Origin of the sequence: Arminella tubonensis (assembly GCF_003240585.1) — a bacterium.
GTDB classification, from domain to species: domain Bacteria; phylum Pseudomonadota; class Alphaproteobacteria; order Rhizobiales; family Rhizobiaceae; genus Rhizobium; species Rhizobium tubonense.
Window position 1 is genome coordinate 1 of the sequence record NZ_PCDP01000075.1, and the last position, 26,662, is coordinate 26,662.

Sequence of the window (26,662 nt, forward strand, 5' to 3'; positions counted from 1 at the left end):
AAGATTACGAGGACATCGTCGCCCATTGCTGCGACGCATGGAATAAGCTGGTCGCTCAGCCGTGGAAGATCATGTCGATTGGAATGCGTGACTGGGCGCACCGGTTTTGATTAGCGCTCGTTGGTATGACACACTATGATCCAGGGTCGGCAGCTAAGTCAGCTGACGGAATGCCGCTCTGGGTGCTTTGCGAAAAGATGGAGGCGTTGCTTCAGCTTCATTTCCTGAAGACTATGACTTTCTCTGACGAGCAAATCGCAGCGGTTTGCAATGGACCTCAGGCGCTGAAGGATAAGCTGGCGCACAAATTGTGAGGGACGGAGAACGTCACGTTGGTCCGCCGGAAAAGCCGGACCCATCGACCTTTGGTAAGCCAGTCTTCGAGGTTACAGAGCTTCCCGTTTATGGCCTGTCATCAGCGCCTGGCTTGGCGAGCGGACTCCCAATGCGAATTGGATCCGATTAGGATATGCAGTGCCCGTAGCCCAAGGCGAAAAACTTGGTGAGCTGCGACCGCCCTCCCTCAACGGAGCTGTGAAGGTCAGAATGAGGACCGCCGCTGAGCTTTTGGTGCGCCGAAAGCCTAAATGTTTCGATACGGCACCTGTGCAACCGCCTTGCGTGAGGTTTCCTCCACGAGGAGGAGGGTGGAATAGTTCAGGGCCCAGCCAAAGCGGGCCGCTTCCGAGCGGGGAAGACCAAACTCCCGGCAAATTTCGACCCGACCTTCATCGCTACGGGTTAGCGGTTCCAACCTTTCGATTACATCAACGATTTCATCGGCGTGTCGCCGATGCCTCAAAGAAGTGAGAGCGGTGGACAAGTAACTAGGCATGGTGGAAAAGCCGTTGGATGCGGTCACCGTGTTAATGCCCTGACGTGACAGGGCTTCGCCCTCGCGAGCCGTCATTTCCGGATAAACGCCTACAATTCCTCTGATATGGGTTCCGGAAGCAAGTTCCAGATCCGCCATTGCCTGTCGGAGGGTGCCATCGTCAAAGCTGGAATGTCCACCGCACATGACGAACACCATGTGATCCCGTCTGACTCTGACGAACAACAGGTCCGTGCTCTCCCCAGATCGCTTGCCCTTCGCATTTCCAGGAACCAGATGAAGATGGTGAATTCCATAAGCGTTTAAGGCGCGGTCCTTTCCACCGGTAATAAGACCCGAGCGGGTTTTCGCATCCGGCGCGTAGCCCGATGAATTGACGCGAGGTGAGAGGTACGCCTTCAGGTCTTCGCCTTTTTCTGACCGTTCCGCGATCACCATGATAGGCGCCACCTGAGCGGCCGCACGCTCATCCCAGAAACCCGGCGAAAACCGCGTTTGACGGGGGCGTGGTTCAATCAATCGATCAATCCAGTTCATGTAAATCGCGAGCAGATCGGAAAACCCGAGTACCTCAAGTTCCTTTCGCGCAGACACCGGTTCGCATGGGATTGTCTCGATCATCCCTTTTCGGATGTAGGCAAGACTTTGCGATGTTGCGACAAGCTCTTCCAATTCCACCTTCGCCCGTTCGCTCCTATTGCGGTTCGTCTTTGAGACAAGGAAATCGAGTATGCTAGCTCGTCCAAGCTGTCATCGGACAAGGCATTCTCGCTAACAAGGAGTTTATGCAAGGTTAGCTTGTTTCACCTGGGACCATGGGAGGTCTCAAACCTCCTCCGAGATGTCTGTCTCCGAATGGAGGTTGCCCATGCCCTGTATCAATCCGGCAGGTTGGACAGTCATCGAAAAAGTCGTCTCTCGCGATATAGACGTACGGAAGGAGGATGGACATTCCGTTTAGCTCTATGTCGTCGTAGGATATCGGCGAGTTCCGGTCCCGTAACAATGTGAGGGACCCAGCCTGCCGTTGCTCTAGGGGCAGCGTACGGCTCCGAGCTGCGGAAGCTCGCCCAAAAACCCTATTTTTCCCCATTTGGAAATTTCTAGTCTGCATATTGGAACAGCCTAGCCTGCAATTGGAAGATTCAGGTCAACATGGGCAACGGGCACAGTCGCAACAAATCCATTGACAACAAAATTGAATCATGAAAAATTTTGCAGCACGAGATAAAAATATCAAACCGGTTGGGAGGCTTGAGTTTGTGATCGGCTTGGTGCGCGACGAGGATTCAAGCATGGCGACCCGTGCGGCCTGGCTGCATTATGCCGGCGGCCTCACGCAGTCGGAGGTGGCCAAACGTCTCGGTCTCACCTCGCTCAAGGCACACCGGCTCATCATGAAGGCCAACCAGGAGGGCCTGGTGAAGGTCTATATCGACGGCGAAGTTTCCGAATGCGTTGAATTGGAGCAACAGCTTTCGGCGCGCTACGGCCTTAATTATTGTGAAGTCGTTCCGGATTTCGATGCCGACGATCTGCCGCTCAGGGCGCTCGGTATCGCCGGCGCTCAATTCCTGAAGCGGGAGATGGAGCGCGGCGAGGCGATGCTGATCGGCGTCGGCCACGGCCGGACACTGGCGGCAAGCGTCGAATATCTGCCGCGAACCAACAATCGCCACGTTCGCTTCGTGTCGCTGCTCGGCGGCCTGACGCGGAAGTTCTCCGCCAACCCACACGACGTGATCCACCGGCTTGCGGAGCGCACCGGCGCGGAAGCCTACGTCATGCCGGTTCCGTTCTTCGCCAATACGGTGGAGGACCGCGACGTGCTTTTCAGCCAGCGGGGCGTTCGCGAGGTCTTCGAGCTCGCCAAGACAGCGGATCTGCTGATTGTCGGTATCGGTACTGCCAAACGCAAGGCTTCGCTGGTTTCGACCGGCATGATCGAGGCAAGCGAGATCGAGGAGATCGAGGCAAGCGGTGCGGTCGGCGAAATGCTGGGTCACTTTTTCGACCGCCACGGCAAGCCGATCGAAACGACGCTTTCGAACCGGACATTCACGCTCAGCCGCGAGGAATTGAGCAACAGGCGAATGGTGGCTGTCGTCGGCGGCAAGATCAAAGCGGATGCGACGCGGTCCGTTCTCGAAAGCCGGCTGCTGAGCGGATTGATTACGGATGAGAGGACCGGAAGGACGCTGATGGAACGAGCGCCCTAGGGTGCAATCAAAGGCCTTCGTCGATGGTGTGGGAGCGCCAACGGCCGGGCTGATGGAGGAATGCCGGGTCGGGTAGCCGGTGAGGCTCGTTGGAGCAGAGTTTACCCTTAGAGGAGGAGAAACCAATGCATGAGAAGGAAAAGGACCTTATCGGCGCGTTCCTGCGCGGAGAGGTGGATCGTCGCGGCATGCTCAAGGGCCTCAGTGCCCTCGGCATCGCGGCCGGCACCGCCGGCACCCTGTTCAACATGATGTCAAGCCAGGCACTTGCTGCCGACTTCGACTGGAAGAAGCACTCCGGCAAGAAGCTGAAGCTGCTTCTCAACAAACACCCATACGCCGATGCAATGATTGCCAATTTGCAAGCCTTCAAGGACTTGACTGGGATCGAAATCAGCTATGACGTGTTTCCCGAAGACGTCTATTTCGACAAGGTGACGGCGGCACTGTCGTCCGGATCGTCGGAATATGATGCCTTCATGACCGGTGCCTACATGACCTGGACCTATGGTCCGGCCGGCTGGATTACCGACCTCAAGGAATGGATCAGCGATCCGACCAAGACCAACCCGAAATACGACTGGGACGACTTCCTGCCGGGCGTCAAGAATTCCTGCGCCTGGAACGGCCAGCCGGGCGGTGCGCTCGGTTCGCAAGACGCCAAGCAGTGGTGCATCCCCTGGGGTTTCGAGCAGAACAATCTTTCCTACAACAAGGCGATGTTCGAAAAGGTTGGCGTCGGCGTGCCGAAGAACATCGACGAGATGGTCGAGACTGCGGCCAAGCTCACCAAGGATGTCGGCGGTGGCGTCTATGGTATTGGTGTCCGTGGCTCGCGCTCCTGGGCGACGATCCATCCGGGCTTCCTGTCGGGCTATGCCAACTTCGGCCAGAAAGATCTCAACGTCTCTGCCGACGGCAAGCTCTCGGCGGCAATGAATACAGCAGGTTCCAAGGCTTTCCACACAAAATGGGTGCAGATGATCCAGGAAAGCGGCCCCAAGGACTGGTCGACCTACACCTGGTATCAGGTCGGCACCGACCTCGGCGCCGGTGCCTCGGCGATGATCTATGATGCCGACATTCTCGGCTACTTCATGAACGGCGGCGACAACAAGATGAAGGGCCAGCTTGCCTATGCCGCCTTTGCCGCCAATCCGGAAGAAAAGGCCGCCACGCCGAACATCTGGATATGGTCGCTCGCAATGTCCAACTTCTCCAAGGACAAGGACGCCACCTGGTACTTCATGCAGTGGGCATCCGGCCTCGAGCATGCCATTTTTGGCGCGACCAAGATGGACTTCGTCAACCCGGTCCGCCAGTCGGTCTGGAAGGACGAGATCTTCACCGAGCGGCTCAACAAGAGCTATCCGGGCTATGTCGAGATGTTCAACTCGTCGGCTCCGGGTGCGTCGATCAAGTTCACGCCGCAGCCACTGTTCTTCGACGTCACCACTGAATGGGCGGCGACGCTGCAGAAGATGGTGGCGAAGGAAGTGCCTGTCGACGAGGGCCTCGATCAGCTCGCTCAGAGCATCAACGGCCAGCTTAAAGAGGCCGGCCTCGGCTGACGAGCCTCGCGGATCCGGGGTCTCTCTCCCCCGGATCCGCGTTGTCCCGGACTGTCGGAACATCTGACGCGCTCGCCTGAAAAGGCGCTTGACGCGCGTTGCCCGCAATAAATACCACCACGGAGCTGAAGATGTCTTCAGTCGCAGTGCCCAGAAAGACCGCTTCCGGCTTCCGGATCAGCAAGAGGGCCTTGCCCTATGTGCTCAGCCTTCCGGCGCTTCTCGTCTGCATCGGCATCCTGATTCCTTTTTTCACGGCGGTGGTCTATTCGTTTCAGCGCTACAGGCTAAGCCAGCCCTGGGCGCGGCAATTCAATTGGGGCGGCAATTATACGAGCTTTCTGACCGATTCCGGTTTCTGGAACACGCTGAAGATTTCGCTGCTCTATGCCGGCTTCACGGTGACGCTGGAGCTGCTGCTCGGCCTCGGCATTGCCCTGCTTTTGCAGCGGCGTTCGACGGTCAACAATTTCATTTCGATCATGCTGCTGCTTCCGCTCATGATCGCGCCGGCGCTCGCGGCTTTGATGTGGAAGCTGATGACCAATCCGAGCTTCGGCATCCTCAGCTATCTCGCCAGTTCGATCGGACTTGAGAATTTCCGCTGGGCCTCGTCGCCGAACACGGCTTTGCTGACGGTCGTCCTGGTCGATATCTGGGTCTACACGCCCTTCATCATGATATTGCTCCTGGCCGGCCTTCGCTCGCTGCCAACCCAGCCCTTCGAGGCCGCAGCGCTTGACGGCGTGCCCCGCAGCTTCGTCTTCTTCCGCATTACCCTGCCGATGCTGACGCCGTATATCCTGACCGCAACGCTGTTCCGGCTGCTTGATTCCATCCAACAGTTCGACATCATTTACGCCATGACGCAGGGCGGCCCGGGCGATACGCTGACGGTGTTTCAGGTGGAGGCCTATCTCAACTTTTTCCAGTCCACCAATGTCGGCCGTTCGGCAGCGCTTCTGATTATCCTCTGGGCGATTACCTACATTCTGTCCAACGTGTTCATCAAGAACTGGCTGCGGCTGCGCGAACGCGCCCGCGGCGAGGCGTGAGGATTTCATGGAAACGACATCTCCCGTCGAAAAAGCCCTGCGGTTCCTAGCTTTGGCGCTCGTGATCATCTTCTTCATGTTCCCGATCGTCTGGATCTTCCTGATGTCATTCCAGACGAACGAGACGATCCTTGCCATTCCGCCTTCGGTGGTCTTCGCGCCAACGCTTTCCAACTATGTTGCCTTGATCACCGGCAAGCTGACAACGGCGGCTGGAACCCTCGACATTGCCTTCATGCGCAATCTTGGCAACTCGGTCTTCCTGTCGGTCAGTTCAGTCGCGGTCGCGCTGGTTCTCGGGGTGCCGGCGGCCTATGCCTTCGCGCGTCACAAGTTCAGGGGGTCGGAGGACATTGCATTCACGTTGCTGTCCTTCCGTTTCGCGCCTCCATTGCTGGTGCTGCTGCCTCTGACCCAGTATTTCCAGTGGCTCGGCCTGTCCAACACCTATGTCGGCCTGATCTGGGTCTACCAGCTGATCTGCCTGCCGCTGATCCTGTGGATCGTCCGCGGCTATTTCGAGGACATCTCGCCCGACGTCGAATATGCCTATCGCATCGCCGGCCATTCCTGGTTTGCGACATTCCGAAAGATAGCACTGCCGCTGGCAGGCCCAGGGATCGCCGCGGCCGGATTGCTGGCTTTCATCTTCGCGTGGAACAATTTCGTCTTTGCGCTGGTGCTGGCCTCAGCCGACAAGCAACCGGTGACGGTGGGAGCTCTCGCCTTCATCACCTCCTCAGGGATACAATACGGTCAGATTGCAGCTGCAATCGTGCTGTCCGTGACGCCGACGCTCGCCATCGCGCTCTATGCGCAGCGCTATCTCGTCGAAGGCCTCTCGCTCGGCGCCGTCAAGGGATAGTTTGATGACAACGCTCCAACTGAAAAACATCGTCAAGCGTTTCAAGACCCAAACGGTACTCGACAACCTGTCCCTCGATGTGGGCGACAGCGAAAGGCTTGTGCTGTTCGGCCCTTCCGGTGCCGGGAAGACGGTCCTACTCCGGCTGATCGCCGGCGTCGTTGACCCCGACGAGGGCTCCGTTCTGATCGGCGGGGAAGACATGGCCGATGTGGACGCTGAATATCGCGGCGTCGGAATGGCATTCCAGAACTTTGCCCTCTTTCCGCACATGACAGCGTTCCAGAACATCGCGAGCCCCCTGGAGGCCAAGCGGTCGTCATCGAGGGCGATCAAGGAGGGCGTCGACAAAGTCGCACGATTGCTGAAGATCGATCATGTGCTCTTGCATCATCCCAAAGCACTTTCCAACGGCCAGAAACAGAGAACGGCGCTGGCACGGGCACTTGCCGGGTCACCGCCGCTCCTGCTGCTCGATGATCCCCTGCGCAATGTCGACGCCAAGCTGCGCTTCGAGATGCGGCTCGAACTGCCTCGATTGCTGGCCGCGCAGGGCGCGACGGTCGTCTATGTCACCCAGGATTACAAGGAGGCTATGGCGCTCGGCGACCGCATTGCGGTGATGTCGCAGGGCCGCATCCGCCAGATCGGCACGCCGGAGGAAATCTACAATACGCCGGCGGACATGGAGATAGCCCGGCTCTTCGGAGATCCGGTGGTCAATCTGCTCGACGTGACGCCACTGGCAAGTTCCGGTGGCATTCATGTCGAACTGTCGAATGTGAAGGTCACGCTTCCCGACTTCAGTGAGGAGGTCGTCGGCAGGTCCTGCGTACTTGGGCTTCGTCCGGAAACGGTAGCATTTACCAATGCCGCGACACCGGGGGCGATCCCCGTCACCGTTGCGGCGGAAACGCCTCTCAACGAGAAGACGGTGGCGCTGGTTCTGACGGCGCGCGGCCGCGAAATCCTGCTATCGCGTCCGGCCGGTACACCGGGACCGACATCCGGCGACGCCCATATCGCAGTCAACGGCCGTTCGGCCTTCCTGTTCGACAAGGAAAGCGGGCTGTTGATCCGGCCCCGCGCGAAGATCATGTCACGGAGCGGAGAAGCGGCATGAGCGAGATGGCTTTGCTGATCGACAGCGTCGACAAATTCTATGGTCCGATTGATTACGGCGTTCACGCCGTCAAGCAGCTGACGATGGACGTCAAAGAGGGCGAGATCATCGCGCTTCTCGGCTCCTCCGGCTGCGGCAAGACCTCGACCTTGCGGATGATTGCCGGCTTCGAGCCGGTTTCGCGCGGCAGGATTTCGGTTGGTGGCCGGGAGGTCCAGACGCTGGCGCCGGTTCGCCGAAACGTTGCCATGGCCTTCGAGGGCTATTCGCTCTACCCGCCGCTCACAGTCCGGGAAAACATAGCGTTCGCACTCAAGGCCGCCAGGCTTTCGCAGAGCGTCGTCAACGAGAAGGTGGCCAACATCGCCAAGCTGCTGGAGATAGAAGATATCCTCGGTCGCTATCCAAGCTCGATTTCCGGCGGACAGCAGCAGCGCGCCAGCCTCGGCCGAGCGCTTATCCGCGATGCTAGCCTGCACCTTCTTGACGAGCCGATGGGTCAACTTGAGCCGCAATTGCGTGCCGTGCTGCGTGGCCGCATCAAGCATTTCATCAAGGAGCGCGGGCTCACCGCCATCCTCGTCACGCATGATCAGACAGAAGCGAATGCGCTCGCCGATCGGATCGCCGTCATGGAAGGCGGGGAGCTGCAGCAATACGACACCCCGCAGAAGATCAAGGAACGTCCCGCAAATCTCTTCACCGGCACCTTCGTCGGCGAGCCACCGATGAACGTGTTTCCAGCCGGCGTTTCAGGATCCGACAGCAAAATCTCCTTCGGGCTCGGAGACGGCGTCCGGCTGGAATACAGCGCCTCCGATTTCTCGCCGGCGGTGCGAGCCGAATTGATGAAGCGCCAGAAGATCACTCTTGGCATCCGCCCCTATTCGGTCCGCCGCAGTGACGGCGGCGTCACCGCCAAGGTCGCTGTCAGCCAATGGCTGGGCGACCAGACCCACATTGCCGCCGACTTTGCCGGCAACACGATGGTACTCGTCGAGCACGATCGTACCAAGCTCCATGTCGGAGACACGATCGGTATCCGGTTGGATCCTGCCAGCCTGCATGTCTTCGACGCGGAAAACGGCAAGGCGATCTCCCATGGCGAGGAGCTCGCCTGATGCGCGATCTCCTGATCGGTATCGATGCCGGAACGTCCGTGATCAAATCGGTCGCCTTCGATCTCGGTGGCCGGCAGATCGCGGCCGCCGCAGTGCCGAATACCTACGAGACCGTCGGGCGAACGGGTGCTGTCCAGGATCTGGCAAGAACCTGGAAGGATGCGGCCCAGACGCTTGTGGCGCTGGCGGAGAAGGTCGAGAACCTGTCGGATCGCGTCGCTGCAATCGCGGTTACGGGCCAGGGGGACGGCACATGGATGATCGATCGCCACGGCGAACCCGTCGGCAAGGGCTGGCTCTGGCTCGACGCGCGGGCAGGCAAGGTGGTCGAGCAGCTGCGCAGTGACAGCGGCGACGTCGAAAGGTTCAGCCACACCGGGGCTGGTCTTGCCGCCTGCCAGCAAGGGTCGCAGCTCCGGTGGATGCGCGACAACGCGCCTGACATGTTGCAGGACGCCACGACCGCTTTCCACTGCAAGGACTGGCTCTATTTCAAGCTCACCGGGGCGCGGGCCACCGATCCGTCGGAAGCCATTTTTACATTCGGCAATTTCCGCACCCGCACCTATTCGAGCAACGTGATCTCCTTTCTCGATCTCGACAAACTTAGCTTCCTGCTGCCGGAGATCGTCGACGGGACCACCACCCGGCACCCGCTCGGCGAACAGGCGGCTGCCTTGATCGGCCTGCCGGCGGGAACGCCTGTCGTGCTGGGCTATGTCGACGTGGTCTGCACGGCCCTCGGTGCCGGTCTCTACGAGCCAGGCGTCGATGCGGGCTGCTCGATCATCGGCTCGACCGGCATGCACATGCGGCTGGCAACGAGCCCCGACGACGTCAGGCTGAATAGGGACTTGACGGGTTACACCATGTGCATGCCGGTCACCGATACCTACGCCCAGATGCAGTCCAATATGGCCGCGACACTCAATATCGACTGGGTGCTATCGCTGGCGGGTGGCGTTCTCAAGGGCATGGGGCGCGAAAGCACCAAGGTCGAGCTTTTGTCTCACGTCGAGGAGTGGCTAGCCGAGGCCAGTGACACGCCGCTCCTGTTCCATCCCTATATATCGGACGCCGGCGAACGCGGGCCCTTCGTGGATGCTGCAGCCCGGGCTTCCTTCGTCGGCCTGTCGATGGCTCATGGCTTCGGCGATCTGGTGCGCGCGGTTTTCGACGGGCTGGCCTTTGCGGCGCGCGATTGTTACGCCGAAATGGGTCCTCTGCCACACCGCGTCCGGTTGACCGGCGGAGCCGCCCGTAGCGCTGCGCTCCAGACAACCCTTGGCGGGGTACTGGGCGCAAGCGTCCAGACCAGCCGGCGGGAAGAAGCAGGCGCCGCCGGCGCTGCGATGATCGCCGCGGTCTCCCTTGGCATCTACCCTGACATGGCCGGTTGCGTTGCCGAATGGGTTACGCCCTATCAATGCGCGCCCGAGCCCGCAGACCCGAAGCTCGCCTTGCACTACGAGGCGCTATTCCCTGCTTATCAACAATCCCGGCTCGCACTTCGGCCTACCTGGCATGCGCTCTCCCAAGGCGCAATTGCGACCGATCGAAAGGTAGATCTGAAATGAAGAAGATAGCCATCATCGGCGACCGCTTCATGCTGTCCGACGTGTTTCAAGCCAAACTCGTCGAAGCTTGCGGCGACGGACACGACATCCGAATGCTGGAGCAGCCCTGGCCGGACGAGCCAATGGAGCACGGCTATGCCGTCGAAGGCATGGATGGGCTCAAGGAATATATGGGCAAACCCGACGAAATTGTTGATTTCATTGGCGATGCCGAAATCCTGATCACGCAGCTCGCCCCCCTGTCGCGCGGCATGCTTGCGCAGCTTCCCGATCTGAAGTTCGTAGCCGTCTCCCGCGGCGGCCCGGTGAATGTCGACATGCAGGCGGCGCGTGATGCCCGTGTGCTGGTCGTCAATACGCCGGGCCGTAACGCGAGCGCGGTGGCTGAATTTACTCTCGGCGCCATCCTCGCCGAGACACGGATGATCCGCGCCGGTCATGAGAGCCTGCGCAGGGGCGAATGGCGGGGCGATCTCTATCGCGCCGACCGCACCGGCCGTGAACTTTCGGAGATGACCGTCGGTGTCGTTGGCTACGGCAATATCGGGACGAAAGTCGTAAGATTGCTGCGGGCATTCGGTTGCCATGTGCTGGTGCACGATCCCTACGTCCAGCTCACCGCCGACGATCATAATGCCGGCGTCGAACATGTCGGGTTCGACGAACTGCTTTGCCGCGCCGACGTCGTCACGCTGCATCCGCGCGTGACCGAGGAGACGAAGGGCCTCATGAACGCCGCGGCCTTCGAGAAGATGAAGCTGGGCGCGATCTTCGTGAACACTGCGCGTGGACCGCTCTGCGACTATGATGCCCTCTACGAAAATCTCGTCAGCGGACATCTGGGCAGCGCCATGTTGGAAACCTTTGCGATAGAGCCGGTTCCACCAGACTGGCCACTGCTGCAACTGCCGAACGTGACGCTGACGCCGCATATCGCCGGAGCCTCGGTGCGCACGGTGACCTACGCTGCCGAAATGGCCGCCGAGGAAGTCCGCCGCTACATCGCCGGCCTGCCGCCGGTCAATCCTTGCTGAGGGCGGGCCGATGACAGAAGAAGATCTTCGCTGCTCGATCATCCAGCACTGCCGCGACATGAATGCGAGCGGCCTCAACCAGGGGACATCGGGCAATATCAGCGCCCGCTACGACGGTCAGATGCTGATCACGCCCTCCGCCATCCCCTATTCGATGATGACGCCCGATATGATCGTCTCGATGCCGATCGACGGCGCCGACGGCGACTGGCGTGGTCCGAAAAAGCCCTCCGTCGAATGGCCCTTTCACCGCGATATCATGCGCTCGCGGTCGGAAATCGGAGCGATCGTCCATACCCACTCGATGTTCGCGACGATCCTCGCCATTGCCCGCAAGCCGATACCCGCGTGCCACTACATGATCGCGGCATTCGGCGGCAATGACGTTCGCGTCTGTGACTATGCCCGCTACGGAACGAGCGAACTGTCGCGGAATGTGCTGATGGCACTTAAGGGGCGTAGCGCCTGCCTCATGGCCAATCACGGAATGATCGCGACCGGACCGACGCTTGAGAAGGCGATGTGGGCCGCGGTCGAACTGGAGACTATCGCTAGGCAATATTATCATGCGCTTCTGATCGGCGGACCTGTGATCCTTCCGGACGGGGAGATCGCCGGCGTACGCGAAGGCTTTGCCACTTACGGACTGCAGGAGCAGGACGCGACGTCAAGCGAGCCGCGGCCAGGGGATGGGCGGTGATGCTCTGCGAGACGGACGATCTGGCGCGGAAAAGAGGCTGGAGACAGACGACACGATGGTAAGAAGTTTAGAATTTGAGGCACTCCTCGATGTCTCCGCATGCATTGGTGCTGATCCTGCGCTGGTGCAAGGTGCGGGGGGTAATACATCGATCAAGGAAGGCGGAAAGCTCTGGATAAAAGCATCCGGTCTCTGGCTGAAGAATGCACGCCGCCAGGATGTCATGGTGCCTGTCGCGCTTGATCCGCTGCTCCAGGCATTGGAACGCAACGATCCGGCGACGGAGAAGGCGCAGGATTTTGTCCTTGCCGATATCAATCCGTTAGGGCTGAGGCCCTCGATCGAGACAACCGTGCATGCGCTTCTGCCGCAGAAAGTCGTCATCCACGTGCATTGCGTTGAAACCATTGCAACGGCGGTGCAGGCAAATGCCTCCGCGATCGCCGCCGAGAAGCTTCGCGGTGTTTCGCATGCCTTTGTTCCCTACGCCCGGCCCGGCCTGCCGCTTGCCAAAGCAATTGCCGAGCGACTTGGGAGCGACACTGCGGTTCTGGTTCTAGGCAATCATGGACTTGCCGTTGCCGCGGAGACCGTTGCCGAAGCAAAGGCATTGTTATCAGATATATCCGCAAGGCTTGCTCTTCCCCGGCGCACCGCCCCACCGGCCGATCTCGTATCGCTTTCGCGTCTGGCGGCCGGCAGTGCGTACGGTCTGCCTAGGGAAGAGCGGGTTCACGATACTGCCACCGATCTCGATAGCTGCAGGATCGCCGCCGGTGGCAGCCTCTATCCGGACCATGTCATTTTCCTCGGCAGGGGCTCTGCAATCGCCGCGCCTGAGGAGAATGCGCTCGCGATGGAAAAGAGTTTTCGCGCGGGTGGACGGGCGCTGCCTCCGCTATTGCTTTTCCCGGGTAAGGGCGCCCTCGTCCTGCGTGACATCACAGAAGGGGCGCTCGCCATGGCGCGCTGTCTCTCCGACGTCACCGGAAGGATCGCGACAGGCCAACGGCTGCGCTATCTAACCGACGCCGAAAATGCCGAGTTGCTCGGCTGGGACGCGGAGAAATATCGCCAGGAACTCAACCGGGTCGGACAGGTGCTGCAATGAACACGGACGCTTCGCCGATCGTTGTCGGCATCGATATCGGCACCTCGGGTGCCCGATCGGTCGCGATGAGCGTGGACGGAACGATCCTGGCCTCTGGTACGGCGAAACTTGAGGATTTTTCCTCTAACCACCGCGACCCGTCGGCGTGGTGGCAAGCGGTCAGCGCGGCGTTGGGCGAGGCCCTGGCGCAGATCGACCGCGACCGGGTGCGGGCATTGAGCATCGATGGAACATCTGGCACGCTGTTGCCCGTGGACGCGGTCGGGCGACCGCTGGCTACGCCGCTGATGTATAACGACGTGGTGGAGGATCGGGCGATCCTCGATCGCATCGCCGGCAACGCCCCGATCGAAAGTGCGGTGCACGGGTCAACGTCAGGGCTTGCCAAGCTGCTGGTCTTCCAATCCATTTCCGGTGTCGCGCATGTGCTGCATCAGGCCGACTGGCTGGCAGGTCGTTTGACGGGCCGGTACGGAATATCCGACGAGAACAATGCGCTGAAGACGGGTTACGACCCGATCTTGCGTCGCTGGCCGGATTGGATCGCCAAGACAGGCGTCCGCACGGATCTGTTGCTGACGGTGACGCCTGCGGGGACGCCGAACGGTGAACTCTCGGCCGACATTGCCGTCAAATTCGGCCTGACACGAAACACTCTTGTCGTTGCGGGAACGACGGACGGTTGTGCCTCTTTTCTGGCGACGGGTGCAGATCAGCCGGGCGACGGGGTCACGGCCCTGGGCACCACATTGACCGTGAAGATGCTGTCCGACCGTCCGCTTTTCGCGCCGGAATACGGACTATACAGTCACCGTATCGGCGATATGTGGCTCGCCGGGGGCGCGTCGAACAGCGGCGGCGCCGTGCTGGCACATCATTTCAGTGCAGATCGTATCGTCACCCTGTCGGGCGAGATCGATGCGCAGACGCAAACCGGTCTCGACTATTATCCGCTGCTACGGGCAGGGGAGCGATTTCCGATCAACGACCCCGTATTGCCGGCGCGCATGGTGCCGCGGCCGGACAGTGATGTCGTGTTTCTGAAGGCGATCTTCGAAGGTATTGCCGCGATTGAAAGCCTTGGCTACGAGCGCCTCGGATCACTTGGTGGTCCAACGCTCAGATCGGTGCGAACCGTCGGCGGTGGTGCTCGGAACGTCGCCTGGAGCGAGATACGCCGGCGTCGGCTGGACGTCCCATTCCTGCCGATCTATTCGCAAGAGGCAGCGGCCGGTACAGCACGATTGGCGCTTATCGGCGCGAAAGCGGCAGGTGTCCTATGAATAGGCCCGTCGCAATATCAGGTATCGCCGAAATCGCCGATCGGTTCGACGCCTTCCTCATCGACCAGTTCGGGGTATTGCGTGACGGTCGGGGACCGTACCCGAATGCAGCCGGTACGCTTGTCCGCTTGAAGCAGGCCGGCAAGCGCAGCGTTATCCTGTCCAACTCCGGCAAACGATCTGCCGAAAACGATCGCAGGCTTGCTGAGCTTGGTTTCGATCCATCGAGCTGGGATTGGTTCCTGACGTCTGGCGAAGTTGCATGGCGCATCATGGACGCTGAGAGCAAGCCGGGCCGGGAGCGACGGAAATGCCTGCTGATAAGCCGGGATGGTGACACTTCGCCGCTTGACGGCCTGGACATTGTCCGAGCAGCAAGCGGTGCCGACGCCGACATCGTTCTTCTGGCGGCGAGCGAAGGCGATGTTCGTCCGCTGTCATACTATGAGAAGCTGCTGGCGCCGGCGGCCGGCCGGGGCGTGCCCTGCCTCTGCACAAATCCCGACAAGATCATGCTGACCCGCACGGGCGAAGCATTCGGCGCCGGCCGGATTGCCGAACTCTACCAAGCGCTCGGCGGCACGGTTCGCTGGATCGGAAAGCCATTTCCCGACATCTATGCGGCCGCCCTCGATTTCCTCGCTCCCGTCGAGCCCTCGCGCATCTGCTGCATCGGCGACAGCGTCGAGCACGACATCGCGGGCGCGGAGCATGCGGGGCTACGCTCCGTACTCGTCACCACCGGTATCCTGGCAAACAGGTCGGATGACGAGCGCACCCGCCTATTTTCTGACCACGGCGCTGTGCCCGATTTCATCCTACCGAACTTCGACTGGTAGCTGGATCCGGGTGGATCGGACCGCAGGTTCGGCGCCAACCAGCTGTGCGCGGTGCGGGCCATATTTGGGCAATTTTTGGTCTTGACCCCTTCAATATTAGCATGGCTTAATACTTACTGTCCGGTCGTGCCCGCGCCTGGACAAATTGCTGGAGACATTGGCCCGCTGCACCAAGAACAGCGGGTCTTTTTTTATGTAGTCGGTGACAGGTTTGGAACTTTTCGCGGGGCTCGCCATGCCTTGCGGCAGGGGGGTCAGCGAGCCCCGGCCGTCCAAGTACGGCGGTGTAACGATTTACCAAATTGATACATCAGTCCACAAACCTTTGCGTTAAGTGAGCATTCTGCAACTCGCACAAGCATTGCAAGGATCTGCTCTTCGCTGCCGTGTCGGCGATAAACAGGTCTTCTACTGCAATTTCTACGCTCATGAATTTAAAGCGGATTTCCTGTTTTGAAGCAGGTAAAAATTTGCTTCTGGATCGTCTGTAGGCGCGCTTTATGCGGGCAGCATCGGGCACAAACAGGTTTTATTGCGGCTGAAAGCTGACTGAAAGGTTGCAGGCGTTAGCCTTGCTGGGCATCGTGGAGGATGCACACGCCAGTGTGACGATAAGAACGATGTTCAAAACCAATAGGAGGAGACTTTAATGCGTTTTTCACGCACGCTTTTTCATACTGTAGCCCTTTCACTCGTCATATCAGCCGCCTCGCTCGGTGCGATGGCACATGCCGCCGATAAAATCACCATCATGGTGGGCGGCTTTGAGAAACAAATTTACCTGCCCGCAAAGCTGACCGAGTCGCTCGGTTACTTCAAAGACGAAGGTCTCGATGTCGAGATTCTCAACGAAGCAGCCGGTGTTGACGCGGAAAATCAGCTTCTCGCTGGTGCTGTCCAGGCGGTTGTCGGCTTCTACGACCACTGCGTCGACCTGCAGGCGAAGGGCAAATTCGTCGAGTCGGTTGTCCAGTTCAGCCAGGCACCGGGTGAAGTCGAACTCGTTTCCAACAAATATCCCGATATCAAGTCCTTCGCTGATCTCAAGGGCAAGACCCTCGGGGTCACGGGCCTTGGTTCCTCGACCAACTTTCTGACGCTTTATATGGCCGCCAAGGCCGGATTGAAGCCGGGCGATATTGTGACAATCCCGATTGGCGCGGGCGCCACCTTCATTGCCGCCATTCAGCAGGATACCGCTCAGGCCGGCATGACCACCGAGCCGACAATTTCGCGCATGCTGAAGACCAACGAAGCCCGGATATTGGTGGACCTGCGCACCGTCCCTCTCACCGAAGCAGCACTTGGTGGAACCTATCCGGCTGCATCCCTTTACATGGAAACCTCTTGGGTTGAAGCCCATAAGCCGGAAGTGCAGAAGCTCGCCAATGCGTTCGTGAAGACCCTGCACTTCATCAACACTCATAGCGGTGCTGAAATTGCCGAAAAGATGCCGAAGGATTTCTACGTCGGCGACAAGGAAGGCTACATCAAGGCGCTGGACGCGGGCAAGGGCATGTTCACGCCCGACGGTGTCATGCCGGAAGACGGCCCGAAAACCGTTCTTGCAGTGCTTTCGGAATTCTCAAAGAACGTCAAGGGCAAGCAGATTGACTTGTCGAAGACCTACACGACGGAATTTGTGAAGAACGCCAAGTAGTTCCTCCCCGGACCGCTTCCGGCTCCGGCCGGAGGCGGTTTGTTTCTTCAAGGGCAGGGCGTGCACGCCCACATAAGGCACGCGTCAGGTTATCATCATGCAACAGGCCTTAAATCAGGTTTCGGCGATCGAATTGATCAATGTGAGCCGTCGCTTCATCTCCCCGACGGGTAAGTCGCTGACAGCGCTTCGCGATTTTAACATGTCGGTCGAACGCGGCGAATTCGTCGCTGTCGTCGGTCCGACCGGCTGTGGCAAGTCGACCACGCTCAATTTGGTTACGGGTCTTGCCAAACCCAGCGCCGGCGAGGTTCGCCTCATGGGCGGTCCGGTCAACGGCATCGACCCACGCGTTGGCTTCGTGTTTCAAACGGACGCTTTGTTTCCATGGCGCAACGTCATCGACAATGTCATGGCCGGGCCGCTGTTTCGCGGCAAGTCGAAGGCGGAGGCGGAGAAGGCGGCCAAGGACTGGCTCGCCCGTGTCGGCTTGACGCGCTTTCTCCATCATTACCCGCACCAGCTTTCCGGTGGCATGCGCAAGCGCGTCGCCTTGGCGCAGACTTTCATCAACGAGCCGGAAATCCTGTTGATGGACGAGCCATTTTCAGCGCTCGACGTTCAGACCCGGACTGTCATGCACGAGGAGCTCCTTAAGCTCTGGGCCGAGCGCAAGGCGTCGGTTGTCTTCGTCACCCACGACCTCGAGGAAGCCGTCGCGCTTGCCGACAAAGTCTACGTGCTGACGGCTGGACCTGCCACGGTCAAATCGGTCTACAAGATCGATCTGCCGCGCCCTCGCGTCGTCTCGGAAATCCGCTACGAGCAGAACTTCATCAATTATTGCAAGACCATCTGGGAGGATCTCCGTCAGGAGGTTGAAGCCAGTTATCGCCGCGCCAGCGACGCGGCGTAAGGGAGGAGATCACATCATGTCACTTGCATCCCTTGAAGCCGGGAACACCCCGATCTTCCGTGCAGGCACTACGGACGCCGAGATTGAAGCCGTCGCAATGAAGGCGATCAAGCGCAGAAAGCAGACGGTACTGTTCTGGCAGATCGCCATTCTTGTCTTCACGCTTGGGCTTTGGCAGATTTCTTCGGATCGCCAATGGATCGACCCGTTCTTTTATTCGAGTCCCTATTCCATTTGGGCGCGCCTCATCGAATGGGCAACCGAAGGCACGTCAGAAGGTTCCCTTTGGTATCATCTGTGGGTCACCATGGAAGAAGCGCTGATCGGCTTTTTTGCAGGCTCCATTGCCGGCGTTCTGGTCGGTGTCGCACTTGGCCGCAACCGTTTCCTCGCCGATATCTTCTCGGTCTACATCAAGGCGATCAACTCGATCCCGCGCGTAGTGCTGGCACCGATCTTTATCATGATCATGGGCCTTGGTCTTAGCTCCAAGGTAGCGCTAGCCTTCATCATGGTGTTCTTCGTCGTATTCGCCAACGCCTTTCAGGGTGTGCGTGAGGCCGACCGGGATATGATCGCCAACGCCCGAATTCTTGGCGCTTCCAACAGGCAGGTGACGCGCGCAGTCATCATTCCTTCGGCCATGAGCTGGATCTTTGCCAGCCTGCATGTCTCGTTCGGCTTTGCGATTATCGGTGCGATTGTCGGTGAGTTTGTCGGCGCGCGCTACGGCATCGGACAGTTGATATCGACTGCCAAGGGCACTTTCGATGCTGCCGGTATGTTTGCCGCCATCCTTCTTATCATGATGGTGACCCTAGTTGCCGAATTCGTCATGACGAGGATCGAAAACAGGCTCACTAAATGGCGTCCGCAGCAACATGCGGAAGCACATTAAGCCCGGCAGGGCAATTGCATGCTACAGAAGGCCGGCGCACGCCCGGCCTTCTTTTTGTGTCGATGCTCAGGCAATCGGAAGGCGAACGGTGACCAGCAAGCCGCGGTCGGAGCCGTCGCTCAAGGCGACCGAGCCACCGGCGCCGTCGGCCACTTCCCGAACGATCGCAAGCCCGAGGCCGCTTCCTTCCGGCTCGGTTCCAATGATGCGATAGAAGCGCTCGAACACCGGGGCACGTTCGTCTTCCGGTATGCCGGGGCCATTATCCTCTACGGTGAGCACGGCGGACTTGTCTTGTTGCGCGACACGAACCGTCACCCTTCCATTTGCCGAACTGTAGCGCAAAGCGTTGTCGACGAGGTTCACCAGCATTTCGCGCAGCATGGTTCCGTCACCCTCGACAAGCACGGGCGCCTCTGCCTCCAGCCCGAGGTCGATATTGCGCCTGAGCGCCTCCTCGGCCTGGCTTTCGAGCACCTGACGAGCAGTGGCGGTCAGGTCGACCCGATCGCTGCGTGGTCGCCTGCTTCCAGGCTCGGCGCGCGAAAGGGTCAGAAGCTGGCTCGCCAGCCGAGTGACCTGGCGTGTACTGGCGCGCAATGCCTGCAGCGCCTCGTCACGTCGCTCCGGGTCGCTTTCGCGGGCGGCGACGCTTGCCTGTGTGGAGATCAGCGCTAAGGGCGTGCGCAACTGATGCGCCGCGTTCGATACAAAGCGGCGCTGCACGGCCATCTGGTTCTGCACGCGCTCCATGTGATCGTTGAGCGCGTGGACGAGAGGGCGAAGTTCGCTTTGCACCATGTCGGGAGGCAGCGGATCCAGGCGTTCGCGGCCGCGCTCGCGAACGGCGTCGCGAAGCCGGAGAACCGGCGCAAGCCCGCGCTGGAGGCCGACGATCGTCACCAGCCCGGCGACCAATACCAGCGCCAGCTGCTTGGTGAAATCCGAAAGCCAGAGGCGGCGACGCATGGCATATTGCCCGTTATGGGTGACTGCCACGGTAACCGAAATAGTTCCCGCGTTCTCCAACCCAACGACGGGGTGGTCGAGCATCATCAACCGCACGGCATCCTGCCGGAAGTCTCCGTCCTCACCCAGGTCGGGTGCCTTTGGTTGCGGCAGATCAGGAAAGCCCGCCACCAGGCCGCCCCAGGCGGTGATGACCTGGTAAAACACCCGGTCGCCGTAGCCGGTGTCGAACATCTCAAGCGCTGCCGGGGGAATTTCCGCTTCCACATTGCCGCTGGCATCGACACGAACTGCTTCGGCAATCACCCGGGCGGATGCAAGCAGAGTGTGATCGGTGACGAGGGCGGCAGTCGCGTCCGCCGAATGAAAGCTGATATAAAGGTTGACGCAGATGGCGCCGATCAGCGTCAGAATTATCCAGGCAAGCAGCTGGATGCGTAGGCTCTCACCAAGCCTGGCGGCGGCGCGGCTGATCCAGCCCATCGGTTTGACGCAGGCCTCATTGCGCATGACGTAACAAATATCCAAGTCCGCGGAGCGTGGCGATCTGGACCGTGCTGCCCTCAAGCTTCTTGCGAACGCGATGCACGTAGATCTCTATGGCGCTCGGATCGGCAACGTCGTCGAACCCGAAGACGCTATCCGAAAGCACATCCTTGCTGACGGTGCTTCCCACCTTCATGACGAGATGTTCAAGCACGGCATGCTCGCGCGGCGTAAGGGCCAGCAGATCGCCGCACAGGAAGAACTGGCGAGTGCTGCCCTGGAAGACAAGATCGCCGACGGCAATCTCCGGCGCGGCACGATCATGGCCGCGCCGGACAAGTGCCCTTATGCGCGCCTCGAGTTCGGCAATCTCGAAGGGTTTGGCGAGATAGTCATCGGCACCGCTATCCAGGCCGGCAACACGCCCGTCGAGGCTGGCATTCGCGGTCAGGATAATGACCGGAACCTTGTTGCCGTTCTGACGCAGGCGCTTCAACAGCGTCAAGCCGTCGAGCTTTGGCAGCGACAGATCGAGGATCACCACGGCATAGGCGGCAACCTTTAGCGAATGATCCGCATCTTCGCCGTCGTGGACGATATCGACGGCATATTGTGCCTGGCGCAGGGCCTTGCCGAGCCAGGATGCCAATTCACGATTGTCTTCGACGAGCAGAATCCTCATGGCACAACTATACAACAACCGGCCTGTCTTGCGAGTGGCGTGGTCAAGCATTTCCCACTTCGTCAACACCGGGTGGCGCGAAGCTCCGCAGCCGGAGACAGGGTTTGCAGAAGGTTAAATTGACCGCTAAAATATCATTCTGATTTTATATCCCTATTCACCAAATACATTCGCCCAATTTTCATGAGCTCTCATGTATATCTCGAGCAACAACAAAACAGGGAGATAAAAAATGAAGAAGATCGCAACATCTATCGCAGTCGCCGCTTGCCTGCTGTCCACTTCGAGCTTCGCAGCCGACTCCTATAGTACTTCACCGGCATTCGTCCGCCAGGCGACGGGCACGGGGTACTCCAGCCTCGACACCTCGGCCATCATGAAGCCGGCGTTCTCGATGATCTCCGCGGTCCCGGCCTTTACGGCTCCAACGGCCGGCAATCTTGCCAACACGCTGCAGATCGGCGATTTCAACGTCGCGAATATCGAACAGCACGGTGTTGGCAATGTTGGCCTGATCCAGCAGGTCGGCTATGCGAACACTGCATCAATCTCGCAGGAAGGCTCCGGCCACCAGGCCTTCATCTCGCAGCAGGGCCGCAACAACGTCGCCATCATCCACCAGCGTTGAGCTGTCGTCGTAGACGACGGAAATACCGATAGAACGCAAAAAGGAGCGGCCAGAGATGGGCCGCTCCTTTTGTATCTTGAAGTATATGGCTGCCGCCTGTTAGTTGGTCGGCGTCGTGTTGTCGACGGCGGGCAGTGTCGTTGACGTGCTCGGCGTCTGGGTCGTGCCACCGAAATCAGGAAAATCGATCGAGAAGCCCGGGCTGCTGGACGAGCCCGATGCTGCCTTGCCTTGAGCACTTGCCTGCGACAGCAACCAATTGCCATTCTGCGGATCGCCGCCGAACGAAGGGTTGATCGGCTTGTAGACGAGCTGGGAAGCGTAAGACGAACCGGCTGCCGCAATTATAATACCCGCGGTCAGGGCTGCAATGTTGATCACGCGCATTGGAACTCTCCTTTATTCATTCGGCGAAAGACTATCTGGACTTGGGAAAGACATACATTCTTCCCGGCACCACAACAACATTTTGATTCTGCAGGCCACTAATACCTGTCGGCATTAAAAATCTGCCACTTTGCGGAGTCTGAATTGCAACAACCGTCGTATTGTTTGCATTTCGGACATCGAGTGCACCGGCAAGATTGTCGCCGCTCTGAATATAGGCGACCGTATTGTTGTTTCCGGAAACACCGACCAGCTGGAAGTCGTTGTTGCCCTTGGCTGCCTGGACCACGGAATTGTTGGACCCGCCCTGAACGAGCAGGAGGGCCGAGTTGTTGCCGTCGATCGCCTGGGTCGCGCGGTTGTTGACGCCGGACTGCTTGATGACGGCGAGGCTTGCCTGCCCGGTGACGTCGGCATTGGCGTAGTTATTGGCGCCGAGCTGCAGGATCGTCGTGGTCGACGTACCATTGTTGCTGGCATAGGGCTGGATAGGTTCCATCAGTGACGCACCAACCGCCGTCGAGGTTACCGAATCCCCGAGAAGCGATTCCGCTGCCTTTGCCGCCGGTGCGGCAAGAAGTGATGCGACGATGCACGCACCGCCGAGAAGCTTGGCATATCTGTTGGCTGACAATTCCATGGATTTCCCACCTATTCCTAGTGTTCTTTCAAAGGCCTTCAAAGTTTGGTTGCCGGCTCTGGCAGGCTGAAAGCCTGCGTCAATCGGCAAACGACTTTTCCGCCGTCGTCTTTGACATTCATCTCGATGTCGATCCGTGCCGGACGATCCACCCAGATGCGGGAGCCGCTGAGCACGCCCGCCTTGATATGATTGCTTTGCCGTGTCTGGCTGCTGCCGGCCTTTGATGTCTTGGTGACACCGAGGTCGAAGCTGCCGTCGAAGCCTTCTGCAGTTTCGATGAATGGCGTGACGCTGAGCCAATCCTCGCCGATGACATGAATGCCGCAGCGCTGAATGCGCGGATCGTTCGTCGTCCCGAAAATTGTCTGGCCGTTCATCGAAGCTGCACCGGAATTTTGAGCAAGAAGGACTGCACTTGAGGATGCGAGGAGAAAACCCAACTCTTTGAAACGGAGCCTCATGTGTTTTCCTCCAGAGAAGATGCGGGGCGCTCCGAAGAGCGCCCCGCCTTCGATATTAATGCTGGCTGACGATCGCTACGTTGCGAATGCCGGCCTGGACGACAACCGAGTTGTTGCCGTTTCCGGTCTGCGAGACGATCGCGTAGTTGCGGTCGGCATCGCTCGTTCCGGTGCCGTACTGGAAGACGGCAGAGTTGTTGCCGCTGCCTGGCTGGCTGATCCAGGCGTTGGAGTACGCTCCAGCCTGGGCGACGGCCGAGTTGTTGCTGCCGCCGGACTGACCGACCAGCGCAATCGACTGGCTGGAGTTCTGTGCGATCAGCGAGCTTTCGCCTTTGCCGGACTGAGTGGTGAGCGCAGCGTTCTGCACGCCGTTCTGGTAAGTCAGGGCGTTGTTGTTCGAGCCCTTCTGCGCAGTCACGGCCGTGTTCAAGCTGCCGATCTGGACGGTTGCTGCCGTCGAGAAAGTCGCAAGAGACAGCGAGCCGAGATCTCCCTGCGCAGTTACTGCAGTGTTGTTGTTGCCATCCTGGTAGGTTGCCGAGGCAACATCAGCAGCAAGCGACTGGGTCGTGGTCGCCTGGTTGGTGTTGCCGATCTGAACCGTACCGGCGACGGCGCCAAGCGTTGCGACCTGAACAGTCGCCGCGTTGTTGTCATTGCCGAACTGAGCGATACCGGCGACAGACGCAGCGGCCGGGCCGGGGATAGCGAGGCCGACGATGCCGGAAGACACCGTGAGACCGCCGCCTTGAACGTTGGCAGCCGTGTTGTTGTTGCCGGACTGGACGATGGCTTCTGCGGAAGCAGTCGCTGAAGCGTCGGCGGTTGTGACGGCATGTCCGAAGAGCGAGAAGGTCGTGACCTTTGCACCCTGGACGTTAGCTGCACTGTTGGAGCTGCCGTCCTGAACGATGACCGCGGCTACCTGCGAGCTACCATTCTGCTGGAGGTTGGTTGCGCTGTTTTGAGTGCCGCCAAACTGCAGGGTGGTTGCCAGGGCATCCGAGACACCATTCTGGATGTTCGTCGCACCGTTGCTGTCGCTTAACTGAACTGCAAGAGCCGAAGCATTGTCAGTTCCCGTCTGGGTGTTGACTGCAACGTTCTTGTTGCCGACCTGGACAGTCGCAGCGCTGGAACCAATGGTTCCGGTCTGTGTGTTGAGGGCGCCGTTGCCATCTCCGATCGAAAGGATTGCTGCCTTCGAATCTAGCGTTGCGGTCTGCGTGTTCACAGCGCCGTTGCCTTTGCCATCCTGAACGATTGCGGCGTTCGAAGATGCCGTGCCCGTCTGCTCGTTATCGGCAAAGTTGCCCGAGCCGATCTGCAGGTTTGCAGCCTTGGAACCGTCTGTCAGCACCTGGTTGTTGAGAGCCACGTTGCCATTGCCGATCTGAACCGTTGCGGCATCCGTGCCGTTGGTGGCGATCTGCGAGTTGGAAGCGACGTTGTTGTCGCCGAACTGGCCGATGATGGCGTTGGATGCGACGGTCTTGATCGTGCCGCCAACAATCGGTTTCTTGAGTTGCACTGTGGCGGGTGTCGCCGCGCCCTTGTCCTTCCATCCTTTGGAAAAGCTGTAGGTCTGATCTTGTGCGGTCGTCGCGTACTCCGTCGCACTCAAGCTGAACTTTCCAACCTGAGTGTTCGTAGCAGTATTGTTTGTCCCGACCTGCGCGACAGCAGCGTTGGAGTCGCTGGCAGGAGCTGCTCCTGTAGCTGACAGGGTAGCTGCGCCGTAAACAGTTCGCTTGTGGAAGCCGGTGGATACCGTCTGTTCATCAATGCTTACAGTATCGGTGGACAGACCACCCTGAACGTTGGAGGCCTTGTTGCCCGAGCCGCCCTGAAGGATAGCTGCGTGGACATTGTCGCTACCGGCCTGCTGTGTGTTTGCCGCAACGTTGTCGTGACCAAGCTGACCGATCGAGGCGCTTGAATCCGTTACGCTGGTCTGCAGGTTGACGGCGAGGTTGTTCTGGCCGCCCTGGACGATCGTGGCGGATGTCGGATCGACGTCGTTCTGAACGTTGGAGGCAATGTTGTCCGAGCCGAACTGGGCGATGGCGGCAGTGCCTTCGGTCGTTGCCGTCTGCGAGTTGACAGCGCCGTTGCCGGAGCCAACCTGAGAAATCTTGGCGTTGTTCGAAGCGCCGGCGTTCTGCAGGTTCGTTGCGGTGTTGTCGTGGCCAAGCTGAACGATGCCGGCGTTGTTGTTGCCGCCGTCAACCTGAGCAAGCTGAAGATTGGTCGCGCTGTTGTCGTTGCCGCCCTGGACGATGGAGGCGTTTGCGCCAGTCTTTGCAGCCAGCGATGCAGTGCCGATCTGATCGTTGAAGGCGCGGTTGCCCTTGCCGATCTGGACCGTCTTGGCGATGTCGCCAAAGCCGTTCTGCGAGTTGTTGACGGCGTTGTTGGTCGCGCCGATCTGAAGCGTGCTGGCGCTGTTGCCGGTGCCATCGCGGCTGACGTTCGTTGCCTGGTTCTCGGTGCCGAACTGGGCGATCGTGCCGGTGTGTTTCGTGCCACCGACGTAGAGGTTGGCAGCTACGTTCTTCTTGCCGCCCTGCAGGATGTTCACATCGCTGTCGGTGCTGGAATCCTGGAGGTTGAAGGCGCTGTTCTCTGTGCCGTTCTGCACGATGCCGGCAGTGTTGTCGGAGCCCATGTGATACGTGGAGATCAGGCCCGCATTGTCATAGGTCGTGATGACCTGGTCGTTGACGCCGACGTTGCCGGTACCCGCCTGAACGATCGTGGCCTTGGAATGCTGCTGTTCGAGCTGCTCGTTGGACGCAACATTCGACGAGCCGTACTGAAATACGCCTTCGAACGAGCCGTTGGTCTGCTGAATGCCAAAACGCTGGTCGTTGAACGCAATATTGCCAGGAGCGTTTGCGTCGGGGTTCAACTGGATGATGCCCGAGTCGTTGCTGGCGCCGTCGTCGTTCGAACGGAGCTGAACGGTCTGGGCGAGGTTGGCATTGCCGCCCTGGAAGATCGTGGCGCGGTTTGCGCCGGTCTGGATGAACTTATTGACGATGTTCTGGTCGCCGAACTGAGCGATGCTGCCCTTGTTGGCGCCGGTCTGAAGGAAGTCGTCGCCGACGAAGTTGCCTTTTCCGAGCTGCATGACGCCGAGGATATTGTTGCCCGTCTGGGCGTCCGACGCCTGGCCATTTGCGTAGGGCAGGAACACATTGTGCGTGCCGTACTGGTAGACGAAGCCCTGGTTGCCACCGGTGGTCCCGGCTTCCTGTGACAGGTAGGCAAAGTTATTGTCGGTCATCTGGCCGATGTAAGCATCGTTTGTCAGATCTTGTGCCGCCGCCCCGTTTGCAAGGCCGATGATGGCAACGCCAGCAAGTAGTGCTGTACGCTTCATTGAAAAATTCATGGTGTTCTCCCTAGAGACCTTCGAGCGCTACCCATTGTTTCGCTTGGGGACGCCGAGCAGTGAACCGTTAACAGTTGGTTTACTACCACCCGTAACTGTATCTCTGCAAGTCAATGAAGAACTAAAAGTAACTGATAGTTAATTACGATGGGTAATATACCCAAAAATGAAACTCAGTTTTTGGAAGATAATTGGTTGA

The 26,662-nt window shown here is 59.3% G+C and carries 24 protein-coding genes; 17 read left to right on the plus strand and 7 right to left on the minus strand.

The genetic code is table 11. The features are described 5' to 3' along the window. Positions 1 to 125: 125 nt before the first annotated feature. Positions 126 to 314, plus strand: a complete 189-nt coding sequence (locus tag CPY51_RS34160) for a HEPN domain-containing protein (RefSeq protein WP_111163937.1) — start codon at positions 126 to 128, stop codon at positions 312 to 314. 269 nt (positions 315 to 583) lie between these two features. Here the strand turns inward: CPY51_RS34160 and CPY51_RS29565 are convergent, their stop codons facing one another. Further along, complete coding sequence (locus tag CPY51_RS29565; RefSeq protein WP_146260193.1) at positions 584 to 1,513, minus strand: hypothetical protein; 930 nt, start codon at positions 1,511 to 1,513, stop codon at positions 584 to 586. 617 nt (positions 1,514 to 2,130) lie between these two features. Between CPY51_RS29565 and CPY51_RS29570 the strand changes: the two genes are divergently transcribed. From CPY51_RS29570 to CPY51_RS29640, 15 genes are all read left to right on the plus strand, one after another. Beyond that, entirely contained in the window at positions 2,131 to 3,054 is a 924-nt protein-coding gene (locus CPY51_RS29570) for a sugar-binding transcriptional regulator (RefSeq protein WP_244598822.1), read from the plus strand. Positions 3,055 to 3,179: 125 nt separating this feature from the next. Next, a complete protein-coding gene (locus tag CPY51_RS29575) occupies positions 3,180 to 4,625 on the plus strand; it encodes an ABC transporter substrate-binding protein (RefSeq protein WP_111163940.1) in 1,446 nt (481 codons plus the stop codon). Positions 4,626 to 4,756: 131 nt separating this feature from the next. Next, entirely contained in the window at positions 4,757 to 5,680 is a 924-nt protein-coding gene (locus tag CPY51_RS29580) for a carbohydrate ABC transporter permease (RefSeq protein WP_111163941.1), read from the plus strand. Between the two features lie 7 nt (positions 5,681 to 5,687). Beyond that, a complete protein-coding gene (locus CPY51_RS29585; RefSeq protein ID WP_111163942.1) occupies positions 5,688 to 6,545 on the plus strand; it encodes a carbohydrate ABC transporter permease in 858 nt (285 codons plus the stop codon). A gap of 4 nt (positions 6,546 to 6,549) precedes the next feature. Continuing rightward, the gene (locus CPY51_RS29590; protein WP_111163943.1) at positions 6,550 to 7,668 is read left to right on the plus strand and encodes an ABC transporter ATP-binding protein; all 1,119 of its coding nucleotides are present in this window, start codon (positions 6,550 to 6,552) and stop codon (positions 7,666 to 7,668) included. Further along, positions 7,665 to 8,789, plus strand: coding sequence for an ABC transporter ATP-binding protein (locus CPY51_RS29595; RefSeq protein WP_111163944.1), 1,125 nt, complete (start codon positions 7,665 to 7,667; stop codon positions 8,787 to 8,789). Before CPY51_RS29590 ends, CPY51_RS29595 begins: the two co-directional genes overlap by 4 nt. Next, positions 8,789 to 10,366: an FGGY-family carbohydrate kinase gene (locus CPY51_RS29600; RefSeq protein WP_111163945.1), complete on the plus strand. Its 1,578-nt coding sequence runs from the start codon at positions 8,789 to 8,791 to the stop codon at positions 10,364 to 10,366. Before CPY51_RS29595 ends, CPY51_RS29600 begins: the two co-directional genes overlap by 1 nt. Continuing rightward, entirely contained in the window at positions 10,363 to 11,400 is a 1,038-nt protein-coding gene (locus tag CPY51_RS29605; RefSeq protein ID WP_111163946.1) for a 2-hydroxyacid dehydrogenase, read from the plus strand. Before CPY51_RS29600 ends, CPY51_RS29605 begins: the two co-directional genes overlap by 4 nt. Before the next feature lie 10 nt (positions 11,401 to 11,410). After that, complete coding sequence (locus CPY51_RS29610) at positions 11,411 to 12,100, plus strand: class II aldolase/adducin family protein (RefSeq protein ID WP_111163947.1); 690 nt, start codon at positions 11,411 to 11,413, stop codon at positions 12,098 to 12,100. Positions 12,101 to 12,155: 55 nt separating this feature from the next. Then, positions 12,156 to 13,211, plus strand: coding sequence for a class II aldolase/adducin family protein (locus tag CPY51_RS29615; RefSeq protein ID WP_111163983.1), 1,056 nt, complete (start codon positions 12,156 to 12,158; stop codon positions 13,209 to 13,211). Then, positions 13,208 to 14,494, plus strand: a complete 1,287-nt coding sequence (locus tag CPY51_RS29620) for an FGGY-family carbohydrate kinase (RefSeq protein WP_111163948.1) — start codon at positions 13,208 to 13,210, stop codon at positions 14,492 to 14,494. Before CPY51_RS29615 ends, CPY51_RS29620 begins: the two co-directional genes overlap by 4 nt. Beyond that, entirely contained in the window at positions 14,491 to 15,333 is an 843-nt protein-coding gene (locus CPY51_RS29625; RefSeq protein WP_111163949.1) for a TIGR01459 family HAD-type hydrolase, read from the plus strand. Before CPY51_RS29620 ends, CPY51_RS29625 begins: the two co-directional genes overlap by 4 nt. Positions 15,334 to 15,982: 649 nt before the next feature. Then, a complete protein-coding gene (locus CPY51_RS29630) occupies positions 15,983 to 16,993 on the plus strand; it encodes an ABC transporter substrate-binding protein (protein WP_111163950.1) in 1,011 nt (336 codons plus the stop codon). Positions 16,994 to 17,090: 97 nt separating this feature from the next. After that, the gene (locus CPY51_RS29635) at positions 17,091 to 17,909 is read left to right on the plus strand and encodes an ABC transporter ATP-binding protein (protein WP_111163951.1); all 819 of its coding nucleotides are present in this window, start codon (positions 17,091 to 17,093) and stop codon (positions 17,907 to 17,909) included. A gap of 16 nt (positions 17,910 to 17,925) precedes the next feature. Then, complete coding sequence (locus CPY51_RS29640; RefSeq protein WP_111163952.1) at positions 17,926 to 18,807, plus strand: ABC transporter permease; 882 nt, start codon at positions 17,926 to 17,928, stop codon at positions 18,805 to 18,807. Positions 18,808 to 18,873: 66 nt separating this feature from the next. Here CPY51_RS29640 and CPY51_RS29645 read toward each other — a convergent pair whose 3' ends face one another. After that, entirely contained in the window at positions 18,874 to 20,286 is a 1,413-nt protein-coding gene (locus CPY51_RS29645) for a sensor histidine kinase (RefSeq protein WP_111163953.1), read from the minus strand. Further along, a complete protein-coding gene (locus CPY51_RS29650; RefSeq protein ID WP_111163954.1) occupies positions 20,276 to 20,944 on the minus strand; it encodes a response regulator in 669 nt (222 codons plus the stop codon). The genes CPY51_RS29645 and CPY51_RS29650 overlap by 11 nt, the downstream gene beginning before the upstream one ends. A 232-nt stretch (positions 20,945 to 21,176) precedes the next feature. On the opposite strand from CPY51_RS29650, the gene CPY51_RS29655 reads away from it, so the two are divergent. Continuing rightward, complete coding sequence (locus CPY51_RS29655) at positions 21,177 to 21,572, plus strand: hypothetical protein (protein WP_111163955.1); 396 nt, start codon at positions 21,177 to 21,179, stop codon at positions 21,570 to 21,572. Positions 21,573 to 21,671: 99 nt separating this feature from the next. On the opposite strand, the gene CPY51_RS29660 is transcribed toward CPY51_RS29655, so the two are convergent. Genes CPY51_RS29660 through CPY51_RS29675 form a run of 4 tightly spaced genes read right to left on the minus strand, consistent with a single transcriptional unit; the run spans position 21,672 to position 26,463 of the window. Then, on the minus strand, positions 21,672 to 21,959 hold the full coding sequence (locus tag CPY51_RS29660; protein WP_111163956.1) for a curli assembly protein CsgF: 288 nt from the start codon (positions 21,957 to 21,959) through the stop codon (positions 21,672 to 21,674). Positions 21,960 to 21,990: 31 nt separating this feature from the next. Continuing rightward, positions 21,991 to 22,599, minus strand: coding sequence for a hypothetical protein (locus tag CPY51_RS29665; RefSeq protein ID WP_111163957.1), 609 nt, complete (start codon positions 22,597 to 22,599; stop codon positions 21,991 to 21,993). A gap of 38 nt (positions 22,600 to 22,637) precedes the next feature. Then, positions 22,638 to 23,063, minus strand: a complete 426-nt coding sequence (csgH, locus tag CPY51_RS29670; RefSeq protein ID WP_111163958.1) for a curli-like amyloid fiber formation chaperone CsgH — start codon at positions 23,061 to 23,063, stop codon at positions 22,638 to 22,640. Between the two features lie 55 nt (positions 23,064 to 23,118). Further along, positions 23,119 to 26,463: a beta strand repeat-containing protein gene (locus tag CPY51_RS29675; RefSeq protein ID WP_111163959.1), complete on the minus strand. Its 3,345-nt coding sequence runs from the start codon at positions 26,461 to 26,463 to the stop codon at positions 23,119 to 23,121. Positions 26,464 to 26,662: the final 199 nt, after the last annotated feature.

Coding starts and splice junctions, on each gene's coding strand:
- CPY51_RS29610 (WP_111163947.1), top strand. CDS start 11,411: ATGACAGAAGAAGATCTTCGCTGCTCGATCATCCAGCACTGCCGCGAC.
- CPY51_RS29650 (WP_111163954.1), bottom strand. CDS start 20,944: ATGAGGATTCTGCTCGTCGAAGACAATCGTGAATTGGCATCCTGGCTC.
- CPY51_RS29580 (WP_111163941.1), top strand. CDS start 4,757: ATGTCTTCAGTCGCAGTGCCCAGAAAGACCGCTTCCGGCTTCCGGATC.
- CPY51_RS29675 (WP_111163959.1), bottom strand. CDS start 26,463: ATGAATTTTTCAATGAAGCGTACAGCACTACTTGCTGGCGTTGCCATC.
- CPY51_RS29665 (WP_111163957.1), bottom strand. CDS start 22,599: ATGGAATTGTCAGCCAACAGATATGCCAAGCTTCTCGGCGGTGCGTGC.
- CPY51_RS29655 (WP_111163955.1), top strand. CDS start 21,177: ATGAAGAAGATCGCAACATCTATCGCAGTCGCCGCTTGCCTGCTGTCC.
- CPY51_RS29635 (WP_111163951.1), top strand. CDS start 17,091: ATGCAACAGGCCTTAAATCAGGTTTCGGCGATCGAATTGATCAATGTG.
- CPY51_RS29575 (WP_111163940.1), top strand. CDS start 3,180: ATGCATGAGAAGGAAAAGGACCTTATCGGCGCGTTCCTGCGCGGAGAG.
- CPY51_RS34160 (WP_111163937.1), top strand. CDS start 126: ATGACACACTATGATCCAGGGTCGGCAGCTAAGTCAGCTGACGGAATG.
- CPY51_RS29660 (WP_111163956.1), bottom strand. CDS start 21,959: ATGCGCGTGATCAACATTGCAGCCCTGACCGCGGGTATTATAATTGCG.
- CPY51_RS29640 (WP_111163952.1), top strand. CDS start 17,926: ATGTCACTTGCATCCCTTGAAGCCGGGAACACCCCGATCTTCCGTGCA.
- CPY51_RS29620 (WP_111163948.1), top strand. CDS start 13,208: ATGAACACGGACGCTTCGCCGATCGTTGTCGGCATCGATATCGGCACC.
- csgH (WP_111163958.1), bottom strand. CDS start 23,063: ATGAGGCTCCGTTTCAAAGAGTTGGGTTTTCTCCTCGCATCCTCAAGT.
- CPY51_RS29585 (WP_111163942.1), top strand. CDS start 5,688: ATGGAAACGACATCTCCCGTCGAAAAAGCCCTGCGGTTCCTAGCTTTG.
- CPY51_RS29570 (WP_244598822.1), top strand. CDS start 2,131: ATGGCGACCCGTGCGGCCTGGCTGCATTATGCCGGCGGCCTCACGCAG.
- CPY51_RS29590 (WP_111163943.1), top strand. CDS start 6,550: ATGACAACGCTCCAACTGAAAAACATCGTCAAGCGTTTCAAGACCCAA.
- CPY51_RS29625 (WP_111163949.1), top strand. CDS start 14,491: ATGAATAGGCCCGTCGCAATATCAGGTATCGCCGAAATCGCCGATCGG.
- CPY51_RS29645 (WP_111163953.1), bottom strand. CDS start 20,286: ATGCGCAATGAGGCCTGCGTCAAACCGATGGGCTGGATCAGCCGCGCC.
- CPY51_RS29605 (WP_111163946.1), top strand. CDS start 10,363: ATGAAGAAGATAGCCATCATCGGCGACCGCTTCATGCTGTCCGACGTG.
- CPY51_RS29595 (WP_111163944.1), top strand. CDS start 7,665: ATGAGCGAGATGGCTTTGCTGATCGACAGCGTCGACAAATTCTATGGT.
- CPY51_RS29615 (WP_111163983.1), top strand. CDS start 12,156: ATGGTAAGAAGTTTAGAATTTGAGGCACTCCTCGATGTCTCCGCATGC.
- CPY51_RS29630 (WP_111163950.1), top strand. CDS start 15,983: ATGCGTTTTTCACGCACGCTTTTTCATACTGTAGCCCTTTCACTCGTC.
- CPY51_RS29600 (WP_111163945.1), top strand. CDS start 8,789: ATGCGCGATCTCCTGATCGGTATCGATGCCGGAACGTCCGTGATCAAA.